At 41.1% G+C, this 20,391-nt stretch carries 16 protein-coding genes; 15 read left to right on the top strand and 1 reads right to left on the bottom strand.

Annotation, left to right across the window (positions count from 1 at the left end; translation table 11 throughout):
• Nucleotides 1-28 precede the first annotated feature (28 nt).
• Nucleotides 29-985, bottom strand: coding sequence for a helix-turn-helix transcriptional regulator (locus tag J7E57_RS25955; protein ID WP_215130416.1), 957 nt, complete (start codon nucleotides 983-985; stop codon nucleotides 29-31).
• Nucleotides 986-1,079: 94 nt separating this feature from the next.
• Here J7E57_RS25955 and J7E57_RS25950 point away from each other — a divergent pair, with 94 nt between their 5' ends.
• The 15 genes from J7E57_RS25950 to J7E57_RS25880 all read left to right on the top strand — a co-directional run bounded on the left by J7E57_RS25950 (nucleotide 1,080) and on the right by J7E57_RS25880 (nucleotide 20,382).
• Entirely contained in the window at nucleotides 1,080-2,933 is a 1,854-nt protein-coding gene (locus tag J7E57_RS25950; RefSeq protein WP_215130417.1) for an ABC transporter ATP-binding protein, read from the top strand.
• On the top strand, nucleotides 2,930-4,660 hold the full coding sequence (locus tag J7E57_RS25945) for an ABC transporter ATP-binding protein (RefSeq protein WP_215130419.1): 1,731 nt from the start codon (nucleotides 2,930-2,932) through the stop codon (nucleotides 4,658-4,660). The genes J7E57_RS25950 and J7E57_RS25945 overlap by 4 nt, the downstream gene beginning before the upstream one ends.
• Nucleotides 4,661-4,785: 125 nt before the next feature.
• The gene (locus tag J7E57_RS25940) at nucleotides 4,786-5,667 is read left to right on the top strand and encodes an NmrA family NAD(P)-binding protein (RefSeq protein ID WP_215130420.1); all 882 of its coding nucleotides are present in this window, start codon (nucleotides 4,786-4,788) and stop codon (nucleotides 5,665-5,667) included.
• A gap of 298 nt (nucleotides 5,668-5,965) precedes the next feature.
• Nucleotides 5,966-7,171 carry a hypothetical protein gene (locus J7E57_RS25935; RefSeq protein WP_215130422.1) on the top strand — a complete coding sequence of 402 codons (1,206 nt, stop codon included), beginning with the start codon at nucleotides 5,966-5,968 and terminating at the stop codon, nucleotides 7,169-7,171.
• 12 nt (nucleotides 7,172-7,183) lie between these two features.
• Nucleotides 7,184-7,714 carry a hypothetical protein gene (locus J7E57_RS25930; RefSeq protein ID WP_215130424.1) on the top strand — a complete coding sequence of 177 codons (531 nt, stop codon included), beginning with the start codon at nucleotides 7,184-7,186 and terminating at the stop codon, nucleotides 7,712-7,714.
• A 338-nt stretch (nucleotides 7,715-8,052) separates the two neighbouring features.
• Nucleotides 8,053-8,532: a hypothetical protein gene (locus J7E57_RS25925; protein ID WP_215130431.1), complete on the top strand. Its 480-nt coding sequence runs from the start codon at nucleotides 8,053-8,055 to the stop codon at nucleotides 8,530-8,532.
• Between the two features lie 145 nt (nucleotides 8,533-8,677).
• Nucleotides 8,678-9,010 (top strand): DUF4134 domain-containing protein, encoded by a 333-nt coding sequence (locus J7E57_RS25920; RefSeq protein WP_410522711.1) that lies wholly within the window; start codon nucleotides 8,678-8,680, stop codon nucleotides 9,008-9,010.
• Nucleotides 9,011-9,020: 10 nt separating this feature from the next.
• On the top strand, nucleotides 9,021-9,449 hold the full coding sequence (locus J7E57_RS25915) for a hypothetical protein (protein ID WP_215130435.1): 429 nt from the start codon (nucleotides 9,021-9,023) through the stop codon (nucleotides 9,447-9,449).
• A gap of 37 nt (nucleotides 9,450-9,486) precedes the next feature.
• Nucleotides 9,487-15,045: a helicase-related protein gene (locus J7E57_RS25910; protein ID WP_215130437.1), complete on the top strand. Its 5,559-nt coding sequence runs from the start codon at nucleotides 9,487-9,489 to the stop codon at nucleotides 15,043-15,045.
• 15 nt (nucleotides 15,046-15,060) lie between these two features.
• The gene (locus J7E57_RS25905) at nucleotides 15,061-15,381 is read left to right on the top strand and encodes a DUF4133 domain-containing protein (RefSeq protein WP_215130439.1); all 321 of its coding nucleotides are present in this window, start codon (nucleotides 15,061-15,063) and stop codon (nucleotides 15,379-15,381) included.
• A gap of 30 nt (nucleotides 15,382-15,411) precedes the next feature.
• Nucleotides 15,412-17,880 (top strand): TraG family conjugative transposon ATPase, encoded by a 2,469-nt coding sequence (locus J7E57_RS25900; RefSeq protein ID WP_215130441.1) that lies wholly within the window; start codon nucleotides 15,412-15,414, stop codon nucleotides 17,878-17,880.
• An 11-nt stretch (nucleotides 17,881-17,891) separates the two neighbouring features.
• The gene (locus J7E57_RS25895; RefSeq protein ID WP_215130442.1) at nucleotides 17,892-18,575 is read left to right on the top strand and encodes a conjugal transfer protein TraI; all 684 of its coding nucleotides are present in this window, start codon (nucleotides 17,892-17,894) and stop codon (nucleotides 18,573-18,575) included.
• A gap of 10 nt (nucleotides 18,576-18,585) precedes the next feature.
• Entirely contained in the window at nucleotides 18,586-19,236 is a 651-nt protein-coding gene (locus J7E57_RS25890; RefSeq protein ID WP_215130444.1) for a hypothetical protein, read from the top strand.
• 2 nt (nucleotides 19,237-19,238) lie between these two features.
• Nucleotides 19,239-19,877, top strand: coding sequence for a TerB family tellurite resistance protein (locus J7E57_RS25885; protein WP_215130446.1), 639 nt, complete (start codon nucleotides 19,239-19,241; stop codon nucleotides 19,875-19,877).
• 10 nt (nucleotides 19,878-19,887) lie between these two features.
• Nucleotides 19,888-20,382, top strand: a complete 495-nt coding sequence (locus J7E57_RS25880; RefSeq protein WP_215130448.1) for a hypothetical protein — start codon at nucleotides 19,888-19,890, stop codon at nucleotides 20,380-20,382.
• Nucleotides 20,383-20,391 lie beyond the last annotated feature (9 nt).

Below are 20,391 nucleotides of genomic sequence, written 5' to 3'. Positions count from 1 at the left end.
TACAGAAACAGTTCACTAATGGCAATCACTATTTCTTCAACTCACTGGGAAGGATTCCAAACTTACGCTTGAATGCAAGTGAAAAATGGTGGGGATGTTTATATCCAATTAAGTCTGCGACTTCCCCTACAAACAAATTTTCTTCTAACAGTAACTGTTTGGCTTTGTTCATTTGTAAATCTCTTAAATACCCAAACACAGTTGTACCGAATAATTCCTTAAAACCATTTTTAAGCTTCATTTGATTAATGCCAACTATTTTAGCTAGATCAATGATTGAACAAGGAGTGGCGTAGTGTTCTTCAATATAATTTTTTGCATCTTGTAAACTATCAATATCCGCAGGTTTTAATTTACTGCTAGAGAGAATCCTATTTTGATCAGTTTGCTTTATTTGAAGTAAAAACAATTCAATAACCTTAGCTTCAAGGTATAATGCTTTTAGGGAGCCGCTATAATTAGTATTAGACATGTCGACGATGTGAGATAACATTTCAGTCGTTACTATTCCATCAAAACTTACCCCACTTGATGTTTCTTTGCCTGTATTTTCATATAAGTCCATCAAAAATTTACTGTCTTCCGTTACAAACTTCTCAAAGAAAGAATCTGATAATAGGAGCTCAAAAAATGAATATTCATGATCTGCAGCCGCCACTTCATGTATATATGAATTAGCTTTCTGATGGTAGGTTTTAGAATATTTGGCGACCCCTGAATTAGATCTTGCCCTATCCGTACTAAAAGTACTAGATAAACCAAAATGCGAAACAACTGATGGGGTTTCAAAATTAAGGGACATTTCTTGTTTTCGACCAGAACTGTAATTTCCCCATATCAAATGAAAATTAGAAGAATAAACATCTTTCAAATTCATTGAGAATTGATCGTTTTGAATGGTTGAAATCTTCTCATTAAATGTGTTTGTAAAGAAACTCCCGTGTATGTCAAACGAATTTGAATCTATCTCTATTTTATAACTCATAATAATTCTTCTTACGTAGATAAGACTTCTCTACTCGTTACCACTAACGGTCTTTTCCTTAAGACCTTTGCAATACAAAAATACGTTATTTAGAATGAATATAAAGATAAATTATAAGAAAATTGAACATGAAAGACTGAAAAAAACAGCTTCTGTCAATTACTCTTCGGACAGCACTGCCCATACTGAGGCATTGCCTCCACCACGTCTAATTGGTGGTGGTGCACTCATGCGTTTACTCTATCCTGTGAGATTCTACCTTTTATCCTGTGCATTGCTTTCAGCAGTAGGTGCAGCAGCAGGATTGGCTCCATACATTGCTATAGCAGAAATTTCGAGACTTGTCATAGCAAGACCAATAATCGATACTTCGATCAATGAAATATGGTTTCTAGTTTTCATCGGTTGTTCAGGAGCATCATTACGATTATTTTCTGTATTCATTTCATCTAGAATTGGTCACTATGCAGATGCAAGAACACTTCACGAAATTCGAACTAAACTAGTAGCGCACTTAGGTATTTTACCCCTTGGTTGGTTTCTCTTTACTGGTTCTGGAGCAATCAAAAAAGCGATGATAAATGATTTGGAAGAAATGCATCAATTAATTGCCCATGCTTTGGGTGAGGTAATTGGGGCTACTATTGCCATAGTTGTTGGTTTTGGATATTTACTTTATGTAGATCCACGAATGGCGTGTATTTCTATCTCAGTAATTGTTTTAATGGCTATATGCTTTCAAATAGCTATGAGATCTATTAGCATTCATATGTCCAGGCTAACCATTGCCGAAGGTAAAATTAGTGCTGCCAGTGTTGAATATGCCGATGGAATAACAGTTGTGAAAACATATAACACAGGAGGAATATTGTTAGACCGCTTTGCAGCTGCGGTTGATGAACACACTAAGGCTATGTTAGCTTGGGTTTTGGAAACACGATATAGTTCCACCTTATCAAGATTGCTGGGATCTGAAATGACAATCTTAGGAGTGGTAATGGTTACTGGTCTATTTTTTGTTTATAACGATTCGCTTTCAATGGCTAATCTGTTACCATTTTTTATTGTTGGAATTGGCCTGCCAACTTCAATAGTCCCTGCAATACACGGAACTCAAGGTATTAGAAAAGGACGGGTTTCAGCCAGCAATATCGAGAATATACTGAACAAGAAGCCCATTCATCAAGCGGAAGATAAAACAACACCAGAAGAGTATCAGATAGAATTTGACAAAGTTTCATTTTCTTATGATGGGGTAAATAATGCGATAACTGAACTTAGTTTTATCTGTGAGCCCGGAACTATAACCGCATTAGTAGGACCATCGGGAGCAGGTAAAAGTACAATTGCTAATTTATTACCAAGATTCTATGATGTTGACAAAGGTGCTATTCGGATTGGTGGTATTGATGTGCGTTCAATGTCTTCGAAAACACTCTTATCATCGATGTCTCTGGTTTTTCAAAGTATTGCCTTATTACGTGACTCTATTCTGGAAAATATCCGTATTGGAAGACCGGATGCATCGTTGGAAGAAGTCGTAAATGCCGCTAAAGCAGCACAGATCCATGATGTAATTGAAGGATTACCTGAAGGTTATAATACGCTCATTGATGGATCGGGAGGAAGACTGTCTGGTGGTGAAAAGCAAAGATTAACTATTGCCAGAGCAATATTATCTAAGGCTCCAATAGTCATTCTTGATGAAGCCACTGCATCGCTTGATCCAGATAGCGAAACCGCAGTGCAAAATGCATTAGCCGAGCTTATTATTGGCAAAGCAGTTTTGGTAATAGCACACCGTTTACATACTATCGCTTCTGCAAACCAAATTTTGGTGCTAAAAGATGGTCAATTAGTAGAAAAAGGAACTCATATGAATCTTTTAAATGCATCCGGCCTTTACAGTCGAATGTGGAATGCCCAAACGGAGGGGGTAAAATCATGATTAAACGACTTTATAAATTATGGCCTAGCTCAGGAATACTGGCTAGACTTACGCTATTACATACATTTCTTGCTATTCTGCAAGGCTTGCTTCTCGGATTATTATTTCCAATCCTCAAGGCCTTATTAAAAGCAAAGCCCGATTTCGGAGAAGCTGAACCATGGTTAAAGATTGGGGCGGTGGGCTTGATTATTTATCTAATAATCACAGCGATTGCACTTCCAATTGGCTTCGATGCCAGCATGAAATTATCCGCACAATTAAGACACCATTTAATGACCCATGTAACCCGGCTGCCGCTAGGTTGGTTTACAGGAAATAATAAAACAAAGTTGGCGAGAATTTTAACAGCGGATGTCGGAAAGATTGGAACTTTAGCTGTGACCATTGGAGCACCTGCAATTACCTCGGTCTTAGTACCAATTACTATTATATTCATCACATTTATATTTAACTGGCAGATTGCATTGATTTTCCTTGCAATTTTGCCCTTTGCATATTTTACTCTACAACGGGCAGCCCGAGTATCGTCTGAAGCAGAGATTGAACTCGACGATGCGGCAACAGAAATCGCAGGTCGGGCAATTGAATTAGGCCAGGCACAACCAGTTTTGCGTGCTGCCGGACAAGGTGTAACAGGAACGTATCGCATGCGTCATGCTTTAGAAGAACATCATCGCGTCTATAAAAAAGGATTAGGTCGTTCTGCTGTGCCAGATCTAATGTATACGGGTGTTGTAATGTCAGGATTTATTATAGTACTTATTTTTGGCTCTTTTCAATTGATTAACGGGAGGATTTTAATTGCAGAAGCTGTTGCGCTATTAATACTCGCTGTTCGATTTCTTGAGCCTCTTGGAGCATTGATCGAGTTAATCGGAGCATTGAGAGCAATGGACAATTCTATTGCTAGAGTTCAATCTATATTGGATATTAATTCCCTGCCTAAACCAGCGAACCCTGTATTAGAAATCAAAAATTCGTCAATCTTATTTTCCGACGTAACGTTCTCTTATGAAGGTAAAACAACTACGTTAACTGATATCTCATTTTCGTGTCCTCCTGGATCAACTACTGCGCTGGTGGGTCCTTCCGGTTCAGGAAAGACAACCATTATCAGGCTAATCGCAAGGTTTTATGATATTAACTCAGGTAGCATTCGAATAGGAGGCGTTGATGTCAGAGACTACGATAACGAGGTTTTGTTAAATGATATCGCTATAATTTTTCAAGATGTTTATCTTTTTGATGCGAGTATTGAAGAAAACCTGTTAATAGCAAAACCGAATGCCACAAGAGCAGAACTTGAAATAGCAGCGACAGATGCATGTTTGCATGAGGTTATAAGTCGTTTACCAAATGGTTGGAATAGTAAAGTTGGTGAAGCCGGTGCCCAACTTTCAGGTGGTGAGCGCCAACGAGTTTCTATTGCAAGAGCATTTCTAAAGAAATCTAAGATAATTCTAATTGACGAAGCAAGTTCTGCATTAGATCCTGAAAATGAAAGATCAATTGCCCAAGCCATAAATAACCTGGCAAAGGACTCAACCAGAACGGTGATTGTTATAGCTCATAGGCCAACGACGTTGGCGGCGGCCGACCAAGTTGTCAGTCTAGATAATGGCAAGGTTGTGGAACTTGGTTCTCCCGAAGCGCTTCGTACTTCTGATGGAAGTTTTGCGAAACTTTTCCAGCAATATGAAAAGGCTCGTGATTGGCATATGTAATTGCAAAGATGAATTCCTACTAAATAATAGACATCATTAATTAATAACGCAAAGAATTTATTTTCAACGTTTTCATATTTAGTAAGATCTAGCGTAGATAAAAAATAGACACACATAAAAATGATATGAAAGAATTAGATGAACAAGTAATTGTTACAGTTTTCGCGTCAACAGGTAAGGTTGGCCGTGAAGTACTAAAATATTTATCAGATGCAGGAGTGCATTGCAGGGCAATAACCAGAGATATATCAAAAGCGAAAGAACTTCCATTTGTGGAATGGGTTAAAGGCGACATCAATAACAAAAATGAGATAGCGTCATTGCTTTCTGGAACTCAAAAGATCTTCCTCAATTCCGGTGTTTCAGAAAATATGGTAGAAATCCAAAACAACATAATAGATGCAGCGCAAGAAATTGGCATTAATCACATTATAAAACTTTCTACTCCATCGGCTAGGGCTGATGCAAAAGATTCTGTGGGCGCATGGCATTGGCAAATACAGAAAAGCCTTGAAGAATCAGGGATTGATTGGAACGTATTGCAACCACAGTCATTTATGCAGAACTGGTTAGGTGACTTTGCAAAAACCATTAGATCGGAAAGGAAGATTTATTCTTCCGCAGGTGAAGGTAAAAGGGCATTCATCGACACTCGGGATATTGGAAAAGTAGCTGCTAGATTATTCACTTCGTCAAGTGATAACATTAATCAGATTATCCAACTCTCTGGGGCGCAACTGGTAAGTTATTACCAGTTTGCAGATGCTATTAGTGATGCTATAGGTGAACAGGTCACTTACATCTCTCAGACACCTGGAGAATCAAGTGTACGATTAAGAAATAACGGTGTACCTGATTTTCTAGTTAACATTACTCTAGCCATAGATAATAATCAAAGAATAGGCATGGGAGAAAAAATGCTGACAAATAATGTAAAGTTGATTACTGAAGATATTCCATTTTCAATTCACGACTTTGCCGCTTTTTATTCCAAGGCATTCAAATAATATTTTGATACAAACCAAATCTAACAAAATCATCAGTTTGTTTTTTTAAACTCGCTGAATTTTCCTGATTAAGGGTGGGATGTAACCAGTAATCTTAAAATAAACTGTTGAATTGTGACATTAGAATCTAAACAACAAATCGATGTCATAAAAACGACGGAATTAGAAACTGAGTTTACGACAGATTTTCAAATAGAAGATGCTCTGAAAAAGGCTGAGGTGTCAATTGAGGCTTTTGATGAAACGAGCATTTTAACCATGTGTTTTACATTTTTTGGCCACTTCTAAAATTATAAATATGCAGAGCGCTTATCCTTTTGAGTGGATAGATTTAATTGTTACTGTCACTTTAAATCCAGAAAACACGAAATTATCTGCACTAACTAATGAACAGATCCAATTAGTCATTTCACAAGTTCCCAAGGAGAAAACTAAACTGCAATCTCTGCTAAAAAGTGAAATATTTAATACATCTAAAGAAAAGCAAATTGAGTTGCTTGTAAAGCAATACCATTCGGCATTGATAGTACTTCTGGATCAGGCCTTTGACAATCAGAAAAAATATACCTCAAAAAAGGAACTTCTCAGGGATGTTTATTCGATGATTATATATGCTCTTGATGAACTCCTTTCTTTCGTCGAAATAAGATTTTCTGCATATTTAAGCCTAGATGAGCGAGTTCCTATCACTTATTTAACGGTTTCTAAGAAGGAACTAAAAGTTAAATCGACGAAACTAAAAGTAACATTATTAAAAGATCTCGATGATAAAAGATTAGGTGAAATAATAATCTGTACACTATTATCTTTTAGTAATAGTATTGCCAACGATTATACGATCACTTTTAAAGAACTGCTATATTATAAAGAGTTAGTTAAAGAATTAGAGATGTTGAATGAGCCGGAGCCTGCGGACGTTAATACTGCAATAAATGAACTATTAATATATATGAATTTTAATAGTAGAGCCTATTTGACATACTATAGCGAGCGCATTGCAAACAGAATTAATAAAGCGACTGATGTCCGTGAAAAAATGGATCTTTTATTACTTCATTTTAAAGAGTTTAAACAAATGCATAGAAAAACCGGGATAGTTCTTTATCCTAATCATGCTAATTTAGAAATTGCTTTAAGCAATTGGTTTACTCAAGAATTGCTGTATCTGGAAAAAACCTTGCATTTAAACATTCTACCATTAAACAAAAAGCAAGAGAACCTCAAATCAAAAAACAATATTGAAGGAGCTCCATTGAAAGTACTCTGTATTCTTTCTTCCGATCAGACAGGACTAATATTAAGAGCTGCCGACGAATTGAGGATATTGGTCGCTAAATCAATGAATGAGGTTTTTAAAACAATAGTACCCCATCTTTCCACACCATACAAAGACGATCTGTCTTATGATGGAATGCGAAGCAAATCCTATGTAGCTGAAGACAGAGATAAGAAGATAGCAATTGAAACACTCGAAAAAATTATCAAAAAAATCAAGGATTATTAAAAACAACTTACTATGAAACGACTAATAATTATTTTATTTTCAACAGGTCTATTGCTTTCAGGATGTAACAATAAAGTGGAGTTAAAAAAGGAAGAAGCTTTGCAACTTATTCTCACGCAGCTTAAGTATCCTAAAGTGATAGACTATGATATCTATTGCAGCGATCCAGTTCATGCAAAAAAACTACTTCATGCAGGATTTGTGACAAATGGTATAGTTACCGTACAAAAAACACAAAAATTCAAAGATATTGGCAGCCCATTAATCGGATTTACCGACAAGGCGAGACCTTATCTTCTCCCTACTCCAGAGAAGGATAAAACGCTCGATATTAAAAAGGTAAAAATCGCGGACGAAGTTATCACTGATGTAAAAATTATTGAAACTGTAGATCAAACTACAAAGGTCGAATACACTACTGGTTATGAAAACATCACTCCATTTGCGGCCTTATTGAAAACTGATTTGCAGAAATCAAGAAAACATACAGTTCATTTTGTCTCTTCTGATAAAGGGTGGGTATTACAGCAACCTGCCCGATAACACCACACAACTTGACATTTTGAGAGGAAGTATCATAAATGAAATTCGACCTCTGAGAATTGAATATTTGAAAATACCCCTGGAGGGGGGTACGAATAAAAACAGCAAAAAAGAGGGTGGTCATGATTTATGATACACCCTCTTTTTTATTTTTTTAAAAAATAAAACCTATGCAGCCTGCAAATTAATAGAGGTTCCAATGGTTCCAAAAAGGTTCCAACAAAAAGTTGGACTTGTAGCGTCTTCTCTATCACTGTTCCTTTGCTATCGAAAACTGAAGTAAGCAACCCGACTATAATGCCGGATTGAATTGTGAAAATGATAAAAATGAGAAGCGTATGTTTACAAACATTTCATGGTCAGACTACATCATTGCGGTCGCCATATTACTGACAATCTATTATTTTTTTGTAGGAGCGCGGTACTATTCCGCCGACCTTAAAGACCAGCTCTCCGGAAAACGGAAGCTGAAATTTCGGGCAGCTCTGCCCATCGATTCCGGCGAGGAAGATACCTATCCTCCCGAAAGTTACCAAAACAAAACAACTTCTTTCGAGACGAACACTGATGATGATTTTGCCGAAGTTGAACATCTGATTGAACGACTGAAAAATATGATTGCTGACGCTTCACAGAAAAAACTTATTCCGCAGGAATTCAAACAATACCTGCATCTGTTACTCAAAGAATACCCATCCGTAAAAAACTCACCGCTCCGCTCATCGGTAAATGAACTGGTTGTATCGGAGTGCGAAAAATATGGCGCTGTTACCCTTAGCGAAGATGAGGTGGATATGTTGTGGAAGGATGCTATGTAACAGCCCAGGCGGAGCGTGCTTTCCCATCCGTCCCGGTGCGGTATGGCATTGTGAGCAGGATTACGGGCAATGAGATGGCGAAGCCGCTCCGCTTCTTTTTATTCCTTTAATTGATTTCAAACTTTAATAAACGTGTGTTATGGAAATGTGCAGCAGGAAAACGAAAAAGTTTAACCGAAAAAGGTTTATTACACTATGTGCCGTCGTGGCACTCACCGCAATCCATTATGAGGTGTTCGCTCAGGATGGTATTGCCGGCATCAATGAAGCCAATCAAAAAGTGCGCAGCTATTTTGCTGCGGGAACCCAGCTAATGTATGCAGTTGGAGCTTTGCTCGGCCTGATCGGGGCGGTGAAAGTATACCAAAAATGGAATGCTGGTGACCAAGATACAGGCAAAGTAGCCGCCGCATGGTTTGGCAGCTGTGTTTTTTTAGTGGTTGTAGCTACAGTCATTCAATCTTTCTTTGGAGTTTAAATTCATGAGTATGCAAAGTATGCTGAAAGAAAAGTTGTGGGCGTATATCGTCCACAACAATCCCGAGCTAATGGTCAGCCTTCAGGAAGATTTTTCTGTCACTAAATATCTCGGAGAAAAAATTAGCAGTATCATGCCAATGGCAGAACAACTGCTATCGGAAAACAGGCCCTTATACTCCATAGAGGAAATTTGCCTAGATAGCATGACCGAAGAACTGAAGCCTTCCAGGTATCTCTATATCCACACTGTCATCGAGGAAGAATTCAACCTGGACTATGAGCGGCTGAAAGAAAATGGCGTGCTTACCTATGAGGTAATCAACCTGATCGAAGCGTGTAAGGACATATTCAATGATTTTGGCTTTAGCCGGGAAAACGAAGAGGACAGGCATTTGAAATATGCCATTATCGGACAGGTACACCAGTATCTGCTATAAAAGCTGTAAAGAAAAGTGAAGAAACAAATGTTTGGTTATGGCTTATAATGTTTTACAAAAACTCAATGATAATATTAGTGCGATACGCATCGCACTGGCTTATCATAAAGGCAATCTGCCATCAGCGGAAGGTACTGCCAGCCTGAAAAAATATTCAGGCTTTGGCGGCATCAAAGCCATACTGTACCCCAACGGCAGCCCGGAAGAATGGAAGGCCAATGGTGCCACTAAAGAAGACCTGAAATTACACGGAGATATGATACAGCTCTACGAGCTGCTCAAAGAAAACTATCCCGACAGCCAGTATAAAGAGATCATTGGATCATTGAGAAATAGCGTACTTACCGCTTTTTATACGCCTGAAATCGTACCACAGACTTTGTATGAAACACTCAATCAGCAAGGAATACAGCCTAAACGTATCTATGAGCCATCCGCCGGTTCCGGTGTATTTATTAACGAGGCAGTCAAAGCGTTTCCTGAACTGGAACAGGTAACGGCGGTAGAAAAAGACAGGTTAAGCGGACTTATCCTATCTACATTGACCAATACACTTTCTGTAAAGACGGATACCCACATTACAGGTTTTGAGGAAGCTCCTTTGACAGATAATGGTGATTATGACCTTATTGTAAGCAACATTCCATTTGGGAATTTTTCCGTGTACGATGAGGCTTATCCTAATAAAGAGCTTTCGGGCAAAATACACAATTACTTTTTTGCCAAAGGGCTGGATAAGCTTGCAGAAGGCGGATTAATGGCCTATATCACTACAGATGCTTTTTTAAATAGTCCATCCAATAAAACGGCAAGGGAATACCTTTTTGGTAAAGCAGATTTTATCAGCCTGGCGGTAATGCCGGATAACCTGATGAAGGAAACAGGCAATACCGAGGCTTCCAGCCACTTACTTATCGTACAGAAACATACGGATAAGTCAGCAGTGACTGCAGGCGAAGAACTTCTACTGCAATCAGTCAAAAGATTAAATGCAAACGGCGAATTTCACATTAACACTTACATAGATGGTGCAGCCACTAACTATTTGTATATGGGCATTCCAATGCCGGGAAAAAACCAGTATGGTCAAGCAAACATTTCAGTGCAGACCTTCGGGGATGCTGCATTATTCAGCGAGAGGCTTGCGGATCAGTTACAGGTTGACTTTCATGCCCGCTTTAACAGTGAATTATTTCGAAAAGCACAGGAGGTTAAAAAAGATCTTCCTATTAAGGTGTTACCTAAGCTGACCTACCTACCAACTCCAGAAAATAAATCGGAGAATGTATCGGTACAGCTTGGTTTATTTGATACCGCTCCTGCGGAAAACATCAACAGGGCAATGGCTTATGTAAATCCACTTGATGAAACAGTGGTACAAAAAGAGACAGCACGTATTATAAGTACGATAAAAACTACCGATAACCCAACGCATGAAAATATTGTTCTGCTTACGGCAAAGCAACATAAGAGCAATCGATACCTATATAAACTCTATTCCAATTTAAAGGAAGTAAACCATTTATCGGCAAATTGGATGGGCGCAGGTTTGCTTGTCCATGAACTTACTGGCATTTCTAACTATATCAAACAGTTTGATCATGCTTTTAAATATGAAGGCGATCAGACACTTGAAGGCTTGTTTAATTTCCAGCAGAACAGTATAGCCTCCTTTGACGCGCTCAAACCTTTCTATAAAGAGGGAACGCTGGTAATGAACATGGGAAAAGCGGGAACTATAGCAAATCCCGATGCCGAATTCAAACAAGCTGAATTTCAGCCGCTAGGTATACAAGATAACAGAGTTTTTTATGAAAGCTACATCAGTCTGCGCGATGCTTACCTGGAACTTTCCGCAAAGGAAGTTTTCGGTGAAATCATTGTTGACGCTGACAGGGAACAACTCAACAAAAGTTATGACCGATTTACGTCGCAATTCGGCCTGCTTAATAATGCCGATAACCGCAAGCGTATTATGGAAGATACAGCTTTTGGGATCATAACTCTTTCTTCGTTGGAACACAGGGATGGCGAACGTTTCGTAAAGTCAGACATTCTTACCCGTTCCGTGCAGCAAACCAAAGAGCGTTTTGCAACAGACGATCCCATACAGGCATTGACGCATAGCCTGAACGATACGGGAAAAGTGGATCTTGATTTCCTGCAAGCTGCAATGGGACTGGATCAGCTTGAAGTAATCAGTACGCTGGGCAACCACATCTACCTAAATCCTGCAAATAGCACATGGGAGACAGCAGACGAATACCTGAGCGGCAATGTTGTAGAAAAACTTAGCCAGGCAGAACGTTTAATCAACCAGAATCCTGAGAATGCCCAATTTCAGCGCAGTTCGGAAGCGCTGCAAAAAGTACAGCCCGAACGTATCCCGTTTGAATTACTGGACTTCAACCTTGGCGAACGCTGGATACCTAACCAATACTATGAACGCTTTGCATCAGAACTTTTCGAGCACCATACGGAGATCAATTATTTCCCTTCGCTGGATGCCTTCAAGGTAAGTACTGGCATGAACATGAAAGTCGCAAGGGAGTTTGCAGTCACGCCCAAAAGCGGACGCACCACTTATGGCTATACCATACTGGAACATGCATTAGAGAATACAACACCCTTTTTTACCTATGAAGTTTCTACTGGTGATGGAAAGACCATACGAATGCCTGATAATGAGGCGATACAATTGGCACATCAGAAGATCGAGCAGATCCGGGGTAACTTTATAGGATGGCTGAACGATTTGCCGGACGCTGACAAAAAACATGTAGAAAACCTTTACAACGATACATTCAACTGCTATGTCCTTCGGGAATTTGATGGTAGTCACTTAAATTTTCCCTGCCTTGATAAAAAGGCATTGGGTATTGAAGATCTGTACAGCTCGCAAAAGAATGCCGCCTGGCGTATTATTCAAAACAAGGGGGCATTGGTAGATCACGAAGTAGGATTAGGCAAAACGCTTACTATGATCGTTGCGGCGCAGGAAATGAAACGCCTTGGTATTGTGCACAAGCCGATGATACTAGCCTTAAAAGCCAACGTTAATCAGATTGCAGAAACGTATAAAAAAGCTTATCCAAATGCGAAGGTGCTGGCACCGGGCGAAAATGATTTTACACCGGCTAAAAGGCTGCGGCTATTTCACGAGATAAAGAACAACAATTGGGATTGTATCATCCTAACCCATGACCAGTTTGGTAAGATCCCGCAGTCGCCAGATATTCAAAAACAGATATTCCAATCGGAGCTGGATAATGTAGAGCGTGACCTCGAAACCATCAAAGACCTGGGTGGCGACATTTCAAAAAAGATGCTCAAAGGACTTGAAATCCGCAAGAACAATCTGGAAGGCAAATTAAAAGGGGTGCTTAAGGATATTGAGGAAAAGAAAGATGCAGGCATCGACTTCAAGGAGATGGGCGTTGACCATTTATTTGTAGACGAAGCCCACAAATTCAAGAACCTGACTTTTACCACAAGGCATAATCGAGTGGCAGGATTGGGTAATATGGAAGGAAGCCAAAAGGCACTCAATATGCTTTTTGCAGTACGCACGCTACAAGAAAGATTCAACGCTGACCTGTGCGTGACCTTTTTATCCGGTACGCCAATCTCTAACAGCCTGACTGAAATGTATTTGCTGTTTAAATACTTGCGGCCGAAGGAAATGGAACGCCAGCACATTGAAAATTTTGACGGCTGGGCAGCGGTGTTCGCCCGCAAGACTACTGACTTTGAATTTAGTGTAACCAACGAGATTATCGCTAAAGAGCGCTTCCGACATTTCATTAAGGTGCCTGAACTGGCTTTGTTCTATAACGAGATTACTGATTACAAGACCGCTAAACATATCAGCCTGGATAAGCCTGAGCTGAATGAAACTCTGGTGAACATCAGACCCACGCCTGAGCAATCAGAATTCATCAAAAACCTCATGCAGTTCGCAAAAACAGGCAATGGAGAATTTATCGGGCGTGGCAGGCTTACCCGTGAAGAGGACAAAGGCCGCATGCTCATAGCAACTAACTATGCTAAGAAAATGACATCTGACATGCGGCTTATCGATGAATGGAAATACAGTGACCATCCTGATAACAAGGTCAACACCTGCGCGAGAAAAATTGCGGAGATCTATCACCAAAGCAATGACCATAAAGGAACGCAGATTGTATTCTCGGATATCGGTACGCCAAAGCCTGACATCTTCAACCTATATGATGCCCTGAAGGAAAAGTTGCAAAAGGATTTTAATATCCCGGCCGCTGAGATCACTTACATCCACGACTGGACGGATAAGAAAAAGCCTGAACTGTTCCGCAAAATGAATAAAGGTGAAGTACGGATCCTTTTAGGCAGCACTGAAAAAGCAGGTACAGGGCTGAACGTGCAGCAACGTGTGGTAGCCATGCACCATCTCGATATTCCTTGGAAACCCTCAGAACTGGAACAGCGCAATGGCCGTGGTGCCCGTCAGGGCAATACTGTTGCTAAGGAACATTACGATAACAAGGTGCAGAATTATGTCTATGCCGTTGAGCAATCATTGGATAATTACAAGTTTAACCTGCTGAAGAACAAGCAGGCATTCATTTCCCAAATGAAAAATTGTGAGTTGAACGTGCGCACGATTGATGAGGGTTCGGTTGACGAAAAAAGCGGAATGAATTTCTCTGAGTACATCGCTATCCTTTCGGGAGATACTTCACTGCTGGAAAAAAGCAGGATGGAAAAGAAAGTAGCCGTAATGGAAAGCCTGAAAGTTTCCCACTTCCGGGAGGCTACCCGAAATAAGTACCAGTTGGAGAGCTTACAAAATGACAGGATATCCGCTACAAAGACCTTGGAAAAATTAATTGCCGACGAAAGTTTGTATAAGAACAGGCTTCAATTTGAAAAAGACGGTGGCAAAGCGAATCCCATCCAGTTGACCGGCTTTAAGACCGCCAAGAGCGAGGACATAGGCAAACATCTTATCAGTCTCTATAAATACTGGAAGCCCACTACTGAAACGCAACAAGAGCAAAAAATAGGTAGCCTTTACGGGTTTGACCTCTGCATCCGCAGGCAAAAAGAAACCTATGAAGAAAAAGGAATGTTCGAATACCGATATTCTAACAGCTTCTATGCTCAGCATAAGGATGACGGGATCAAGTACACTTACAACAATGGCCTGCCCAATACAGATAATCCAAAGCTAGCTGCACGGTATTTTCTGAATGCCATTGACCGTGTGGAAAGCCTCAAAGAAAAATATGGCCGCACCTTAAGTGAGCTAATTGCAGAGATACCCAAACTCGAACAGCTCACCGCTAAGCCCTTTTTACAGGAAGCAGAACTGCAAAGCATGAAGAGTGAGCTAGCAGGAATGGAACGGCAGATAGCGATTAAGATTCAGGAAAATCAATTAAAACAGTATCAGGGTCAGGGTGATGAAGTTGTAAACGCTCCCGAAAAACTTACACCAGTCATTCAGATGGTACCTGAAAAGGCTGCCATAGCTAATGGTCATACTGCACTGAAAGAAATGGTGGCAGCGGATCAGCTCGACCAGCAAAGAATAAGAAGCAGGATACGGTTATAAACTCAAATAAGAATTATGGCAAACAGTGTCTATAAAATCAATAAAGGAATTAACCAGAGCATAGAATTCAAGGGATTGAAAGCGCAGTATATCTGGTATCTCGGCGGCGGGGTCGTAGCCCTGCTGATCATCTTCGCAGTAATGTACATTGTCGGACTGCCTTCATTTGTCTGCATTGGTATTATTCTGATCGCAGGGACAATACTGGTCATCCGCATTTATGGGATGAGCAATAAATATGGAGAGTACGGATTGATGAAAGCACTTGCCCGGAAGCAGATGCCTAAAGTAATCAAATCAAGCAGCAGGAAAGTGTTCCTGAAAAAAGAAAAATAAGATTAATAAACAAGGTAAAAAATGTGAGTAATGGAAAAAGTGTTAAATGAAATTTTACCGATCATGGATGTGGAACATGACTGCATCCTGAGCAAACAGGGAGACATAACAATTGTCTTTAAAGCAAAACTGCCTGAGATCTTTACACTCTCAGATCAGGAATATGAAGCTTTCCACCAAGCGTGGGTAAAAGCCCTGAAGCTGTTGCCTAAATTCAGTGTTTTTCATAAGCAGGACTGGTTTTTAGATAGTGCCTATAAGCCCGATTTCACAAAAGACGATACCAGTTTTCTTAGCCGGAGCAGTGAGCGGTTCTTCAACGAGCGCCCTTACCTGGCGCATAGCTGTTATATCATGCTGACCAAAAAACCAGTGGGAAGGAAAACAGCCAGCTCCATATTCTCCAATTTGATTAGCAGGTCTATAGTGCCGGAAGAAACCCTAAAGCCAGGCATCTTGCAGGACTTTCTTGATAGCGCAGGCCAGTTCAAACGGATACTGGAAGACAGTGGTTTTGTGAAATTGGAGAGGCTAAAAGAAAATGAGCTGCGAAGCCATAGCCGCAAGCTCGGGCTAATCGAGCGCTATTGTTACCTCTCTGAGCGCAACGACAGTTTCCTGGTGAATGACATCAGATTTGATGAAGGGTTGCAGGTGGGTGACCGCCATTGCCAGCTTTATACCCTAGGCGATGCGGTTAACCTTCCGGCGTTATGTGGCAGCCGTATCAACTACGACCGTTATTCTACTGATAAGACGAAGTTCAGTGTCGGTTTTGCCTCAACTCTCGGACAGCTTTTATCCTGCAATCATATCTACAACCAGTACATTTTTATTGAAGATGCGCAGAAGACCATCCAGAAGCTGGAGAGCAAAAGGTTAAGATTGCAATCATTATCGGCATACAGCCGCGAGAACATGATTGCCAGGGATGCCACCAATGACTTTCTGAATGAAGCCATTAGCCAGCAGCGCCTTCCGGTCAAGGCACATTTTAATGTTCTGGTATGGACGGATAACAAAGAAGAACTGAAAGATCTGAAAAACATGGTATCTTCCGCATTGGCGCAGATGGATGCAGTTGCCAAACAGGAAACCGTTGGTGCGCCGCAGATTTTCTGGGCGGGTATTCCGGGCAACGCCGCCGACTTTCCGATGAACGATACGTTTGATACGTTCGCGGAACAGGCGACCTGCTTTCTCAACCTGGAAACAGGATACCGTTCTTCGTTAAGCCCCGTCGGCATTCGCATGGGCGACCGCCTGACCGGAAAGCCAGTGCACGTAGACATTAGCGACGAGCCTATGAAAATGGGCATTTGCACCAACAGGAACAAGTTTATACTTGGCCCGTCCGGTAGCGGAAAATCCTTTTTTACTAATCACATGGTACGCAGCTATTATGAGCAGGGAACGAACATTGTGCTGGTGGATGTCGGGCATAGCTACAAAGGGCTCTGCGATATGGTGAAAGGCTATTACTTCACCTACAGCGAAGAAAACCCCATCCGCTTCAACCCCTTTTTTATTGGCGAAGGTGATAGTCTGGACACCGAAAAAAAAGAGAGCATCAAAACGTTGCTTTTAGCCCTCTGGAAAAAAGATGATGAGGCATTCAGGCGAAGTGAATATGTAGCCCTATCCAATTCTATCAGTGGATATTATAAACATCTGGAAAAGCGTCCTGACATCTTTCCGTGCTTCAATAGCTTTTATTCCTTTCTGCGGGATGAATATGTACAAGTACTCGAAGGCGACCGGGTTAAGGAAAAAGATTTCGACGTGGATAATTTTCTATACGTCCTGCGCCCGTACTATCAAGGTGGCGAATTTGACTACCTACTCAATGCAACCGAAAACCTAAACCTGTTGCAGGAAAGGTTCATTGTTTTTGAACTGGACAACATTAAGGATCACCCAATTTTATTTCCGGTGGTGACCATTATCATCATGGAGGTTTTCATTAATAAAATGCGAAAAATGAAAGGGCTTCGCAAGATGATACTGATTGAAGAAGCGTGGAAAGCACTAATGAAAGAAGGTTTTGCGGAATACATTAAATACCTGTTCAAGACAGTTAGGAAATTCTTTGGTGAAGCTATCGTGGTAACGCAGGAAGTCGAAGATATTATTTCCTCTCCGGTAGTAAAGCAGGCCATCATTAATAACAGCGACTGCAAAATACTGCTAGACCAAAGCAAGTACCAAAACAAATTTGACCAGATACAGGAACTGTTAGGGCTTACCGAAAAGGAAAAGGCATTGGTACTCTCTGTAAATAAATCCAACGACCCCAATAGAAAATATAAAGAGGTATTCATCAGCCTGGGCGGTATGCTAAGCAAAGTGTACCGTACCGAAGTAAGCCCTGAAGAATATCTGGCCTACACCACAGAGCAAACCGAAAAAGTCAAGCTGATGGAGTACGCCGCAAAGTTTGGTGGCGATATACAGAAAGGAATTACCGCAATGGTGGAAGATATGAGAAGTAAAACTTAAAACACGGAATTATGAAAAAGTATGTAAGAATCATGCTGCTTGCCCTTTGCATTTCCTTCACGGTCTTTCCGGCACAGCAGGCACAAGCCCAGATCCCCATACTGGAGATTATCAAGGCGGGTGTAAAAAAAGTCATTAAAGCCATTGACCTGAAAATCCAACGGCTACAGAACAAAACCATCTGGCTGCAAAATGCACAAAAGACTCTGGAAAATACGCTATCCAAATTTAAGCTTGACGAGATCGCCGACTGGACGAAAAAGCAGAAGGAGCAGTACCGAAAGTATTACGAAGAACTGGCGAAAGTAAAAGCGATCATTTCTTACTACCAGCGAATCAGGGATATTACCCAAAAGCAGGTAAGGCTGGTCAACGAATACAACAGGTCATGGCAGCTCCTGCGCCAGGACAGCCATTTTTCATTAGATGAGATGGACTACATGGCTAAAGTATATTCCGGTATTCTCGAAGAAAGCCTGAAGAATATTGACCAGATCTCGATTATTGTGCAGTCGTTCTCTACGCAGATGAGCGATGCCAAAAGACTTGAACTGATTAACAATGCAGCCGACCAGGTGGACACAAATTACGATGACCTGACACGCTTTAACCGCCAGAATACGCTCCTGAGCCTGCAAAGAGCTAAAACCAAACATGAGGTGGATGTGGTGAAAAAGCTTTACGGGCTTCCTTAAATAAACGATTATGAAAAAGATACTCTTAATAATGCTGCTGTTTATATCAGCTGCGGGCAGTCTGCAGGCGCAGACCTTTTCGGAATGGTTCCGCCAGAAAAAGACACAGAAGAAATACCTCTTGCAGCAGATCGCCGCCTTGCAGGTATATATCGGATACGCTCAAAAAGGATATAAGATCGCCAAAGAAGGACTTACTACAATTGGTGGTTTTACCAAAGGAGAATTTGACTTGCATGGTGACTATTTCAATTCCCTGAAAACGGTAAATCCTGAAATAAAACAGTACGCCAAGGTAGCCGATATTATAGCTATGCAGCTAAGGATCGTGAAGGAATATAACCGCAGTTACGGCCAGATTACCCGTAGTAGTGCATTCAATAATGAGGAAGTGGATTATATCCGTAGGGTTTTCAGCAGGCTGCTGGATGATTGCGGTCAAACGCTCGATGAGCTTATAGCGGTTACCACTAACGGCAAGCTGGAAATGAAGGACGATGAACGCATGGCTAGGATTGATAAGCTTTATCTGGACATGCAGGACAAGTACACTTTCTCGCGGAGTTTCAGTAACGACGCCAAAACGCTGGCAGCAGCAAGGGCAAAAGAAAGTTCAGATGTACAAACCAGCCGTGCATTGCAGGGCATTAAAAACGAATAGCCATGAAAAAGATACTGATAATTATATGTCTTGCCTTCGTAGGCTTGCTTCCCACGAGTAAGGCATCAGCGCAGACTGATGAGATTGCGCAACTGCTTCTCAATGTGGAAAAGCTGGCGCAGTTCAAGCAGATCCTCAGCGATATGAAAAAGGGCTACCAAATATTGGAAGGCGGTTATAATACCATCAAAAATATATCAGAAGGAAATTTTAGCATGCACAAAGCCTTTCTTGATGGGCTGATGCAGGTCAGCCCGACTGTACGCAATTATAAGCGTGTGGCAGACATCATCAACTACCAAGTCATACTGGTCAAGGAGTACCGGAACGCATATGATAAGTTCAGACGGGACAACAATTTCAATGAACAGGAACTGGCGTATCTCGTACGGGTATATGATAACCTTTTTAAGGAAAGCCTTCGTAACCTGGACGAGCTTATGACGGTAGTTACTGCCGGTAAGATGCGCATGAGCGACGATGAGCGTTTACAAGCGATTGACCGTATTTATTCGGATATGCAGGACAAGATACAGTTCCTGCGCCACTTTAATAATAATACAACGGTGCTTGCAGTACAACGGGCTAAAGAGAAAAATGATGCGGAGACAATTCGCAAAGTGTATGGATTAAACAATTAAATAAAACGTTATGGCAAAGTGTAAAAAGGCCGCCTTGATGGCGGCGGTGGGATTGATATTGCCTTTTATGAGCCATGCCCAGGGAATGGCAGATGAAATGAAGGGACTTCACGGTGTTCTTGACCAATTGTATGATGAGATGATGCCGCTGTGTAGCCAGCTTATTGGTGTAGGTCAGGGAATTGCAGGTTTTGCGGCCGTCTGGTACATTGCTTCCCGCGTTTGGAGGCATATTGCCAATGCGGAGCATATCGACTTCTATCCCCTCTTCCGTCCGTTTGTAATCGGTTTTTGTGTGATGATATTTCCATCGGTATTAGGGTTGATTAATGGGATTATGAAACCTACCGTTACTGCAACGGCGGCAATGGTCAAAGGTTCTGACAAAGCGATTGCCCTGCTTTTGGAAAAGAAAGAGGAAGCGATCAAGAAAACGGATGCATGGCAGATGTATGTCGGGGAAAGTGGCAGCGGCGACCGTGACCGTTGGTATGTGCGCCCATAAGGGTATATA

It is taken from the genome of Pedobacter sp. ISL-64, from assembly GCF_018613605.1.
GTDB lineage: Bacteria > Bacteroidota > Bacteroidia > Sphingobacteriales > Sphingobacteriaceae > Pedobacter.
This window is presented reverse-complemented; position numbering and strand designations above follow the sequence as displayed.

Excerpts from the sequence above, each read along its gene's own strand:
- J7E57_RS25895 (WP_215130442.1), top strand. The coding sequence starts at position 17,892 with ATGAAAAAGTATGTAAGAATCATGCTGCTTGCCCTTTGCATTTCCTTC.
- J7E57_RS25915 (WP_215130435.1), top strand. The coding sequence starts at position 9,021 with ATGCAAAGTATGCTGAAAGAAAAGTTGTGGGCGTATATCGTCCACAAC.
- J7E57_RS25905 (WP_215130439.1), top strand. The coding sequence starts at position 15,061 with ATGGCAAACAGTGTCTATAAAATCAATAAAGGAATTAACCAGAGCATA.
- J7E57_RS25910 (WP_215130437.1), top strand. The coding sequence starts at position 9,487 with ATGGCTTATAATGTTTTACAAAAACTCAATGATAATATTAGTGCGATA.
- J7E57_RS25925 (WP_215130431.1), top strand. The coding sequence starts at position 8,053 with ATGTTTACAAACATTTCATGGTCAGACTACATCATTGCGGTCGCCATA.
- J7E57_RS25930 (WP_215130424.1), top strand. The coding sequence starts at position 7,184 with ATGAAACGACTAATAATTATTTTATTTTCAACAGGTCTATTGCTTTCA.
- J7E57_RS25935 (WP_215130422.1), top strand. The coding sequence starts at position 5,966 with ATGCAGAGCGCTTATCCTTTTGAGTGGATAGATTTAATTGTTACTGTC.
- J7E57_RS25885 (WP_215130446.1), top strand. The coding sequence starts at position 19,239 with ATGAAAAAGATACTGATAATTATATGTCTTGCCTTCGTAGGCTTGCTT.
- J7E57_RS25890 (WP_215130444.1), top strand. The coding sequence starts at position 18,586 with ATGAAAAAGATACTCTTAATAATGCTGCTGTTTATATCAGCTGCGGGC.
- J7E57_RS25955 (WP_215130416.1), bottom strand. The coding sequence starts at position 985 with ATGAGTTATAAAATAGAGATAGATTCAAATTCGTTTGACATACACGGG.
- J7E57_RS25945 (WP_215130419.1), top strand. The coding sequence starts at position 2,930 with ATGATTAAACGACTTTATAAATTATGGCCTAGCTCAGGAATACTGGCT.
- J7E57_RS25940 (WP_215130420.1), top strand. The coding sequence starts at position 4,786 with ATGAAAGAATTAGATGAACAAGTAATTGTTACAGTTTTCGCGTCAACA.
- J7E57_RS25900 (WP_215130441.1), top strand. The coding sequence starts at position 15,412 with ATGGAAAAAGTGTTAAATGAAATTTTACCGATCATGGATGTGGAACAT.
- J7E57_RS25950 (WP_215130417.1), top strand. The coding sequence starts at position 1,080 with ATGAATATAAAGATAAATTATAAGAAAATTGAACATGAAAGACTGAAA.
- J7E57_RS25880 (WP_215130448.1), top strand. The coding sequence starts at position 19,888 with ATGGCAAAGTGTAAAAAGGCCGCCTTGATGGCGGCGGTGGGATTGATA.
- J7E57_RS25920 (WP_410522711.1), top strand. The coding sequence starts at position 8,678 with ATGTGCAGCAGGAAAACGAAAAAGTTTAACCGAAAAAGGTTTATTACA.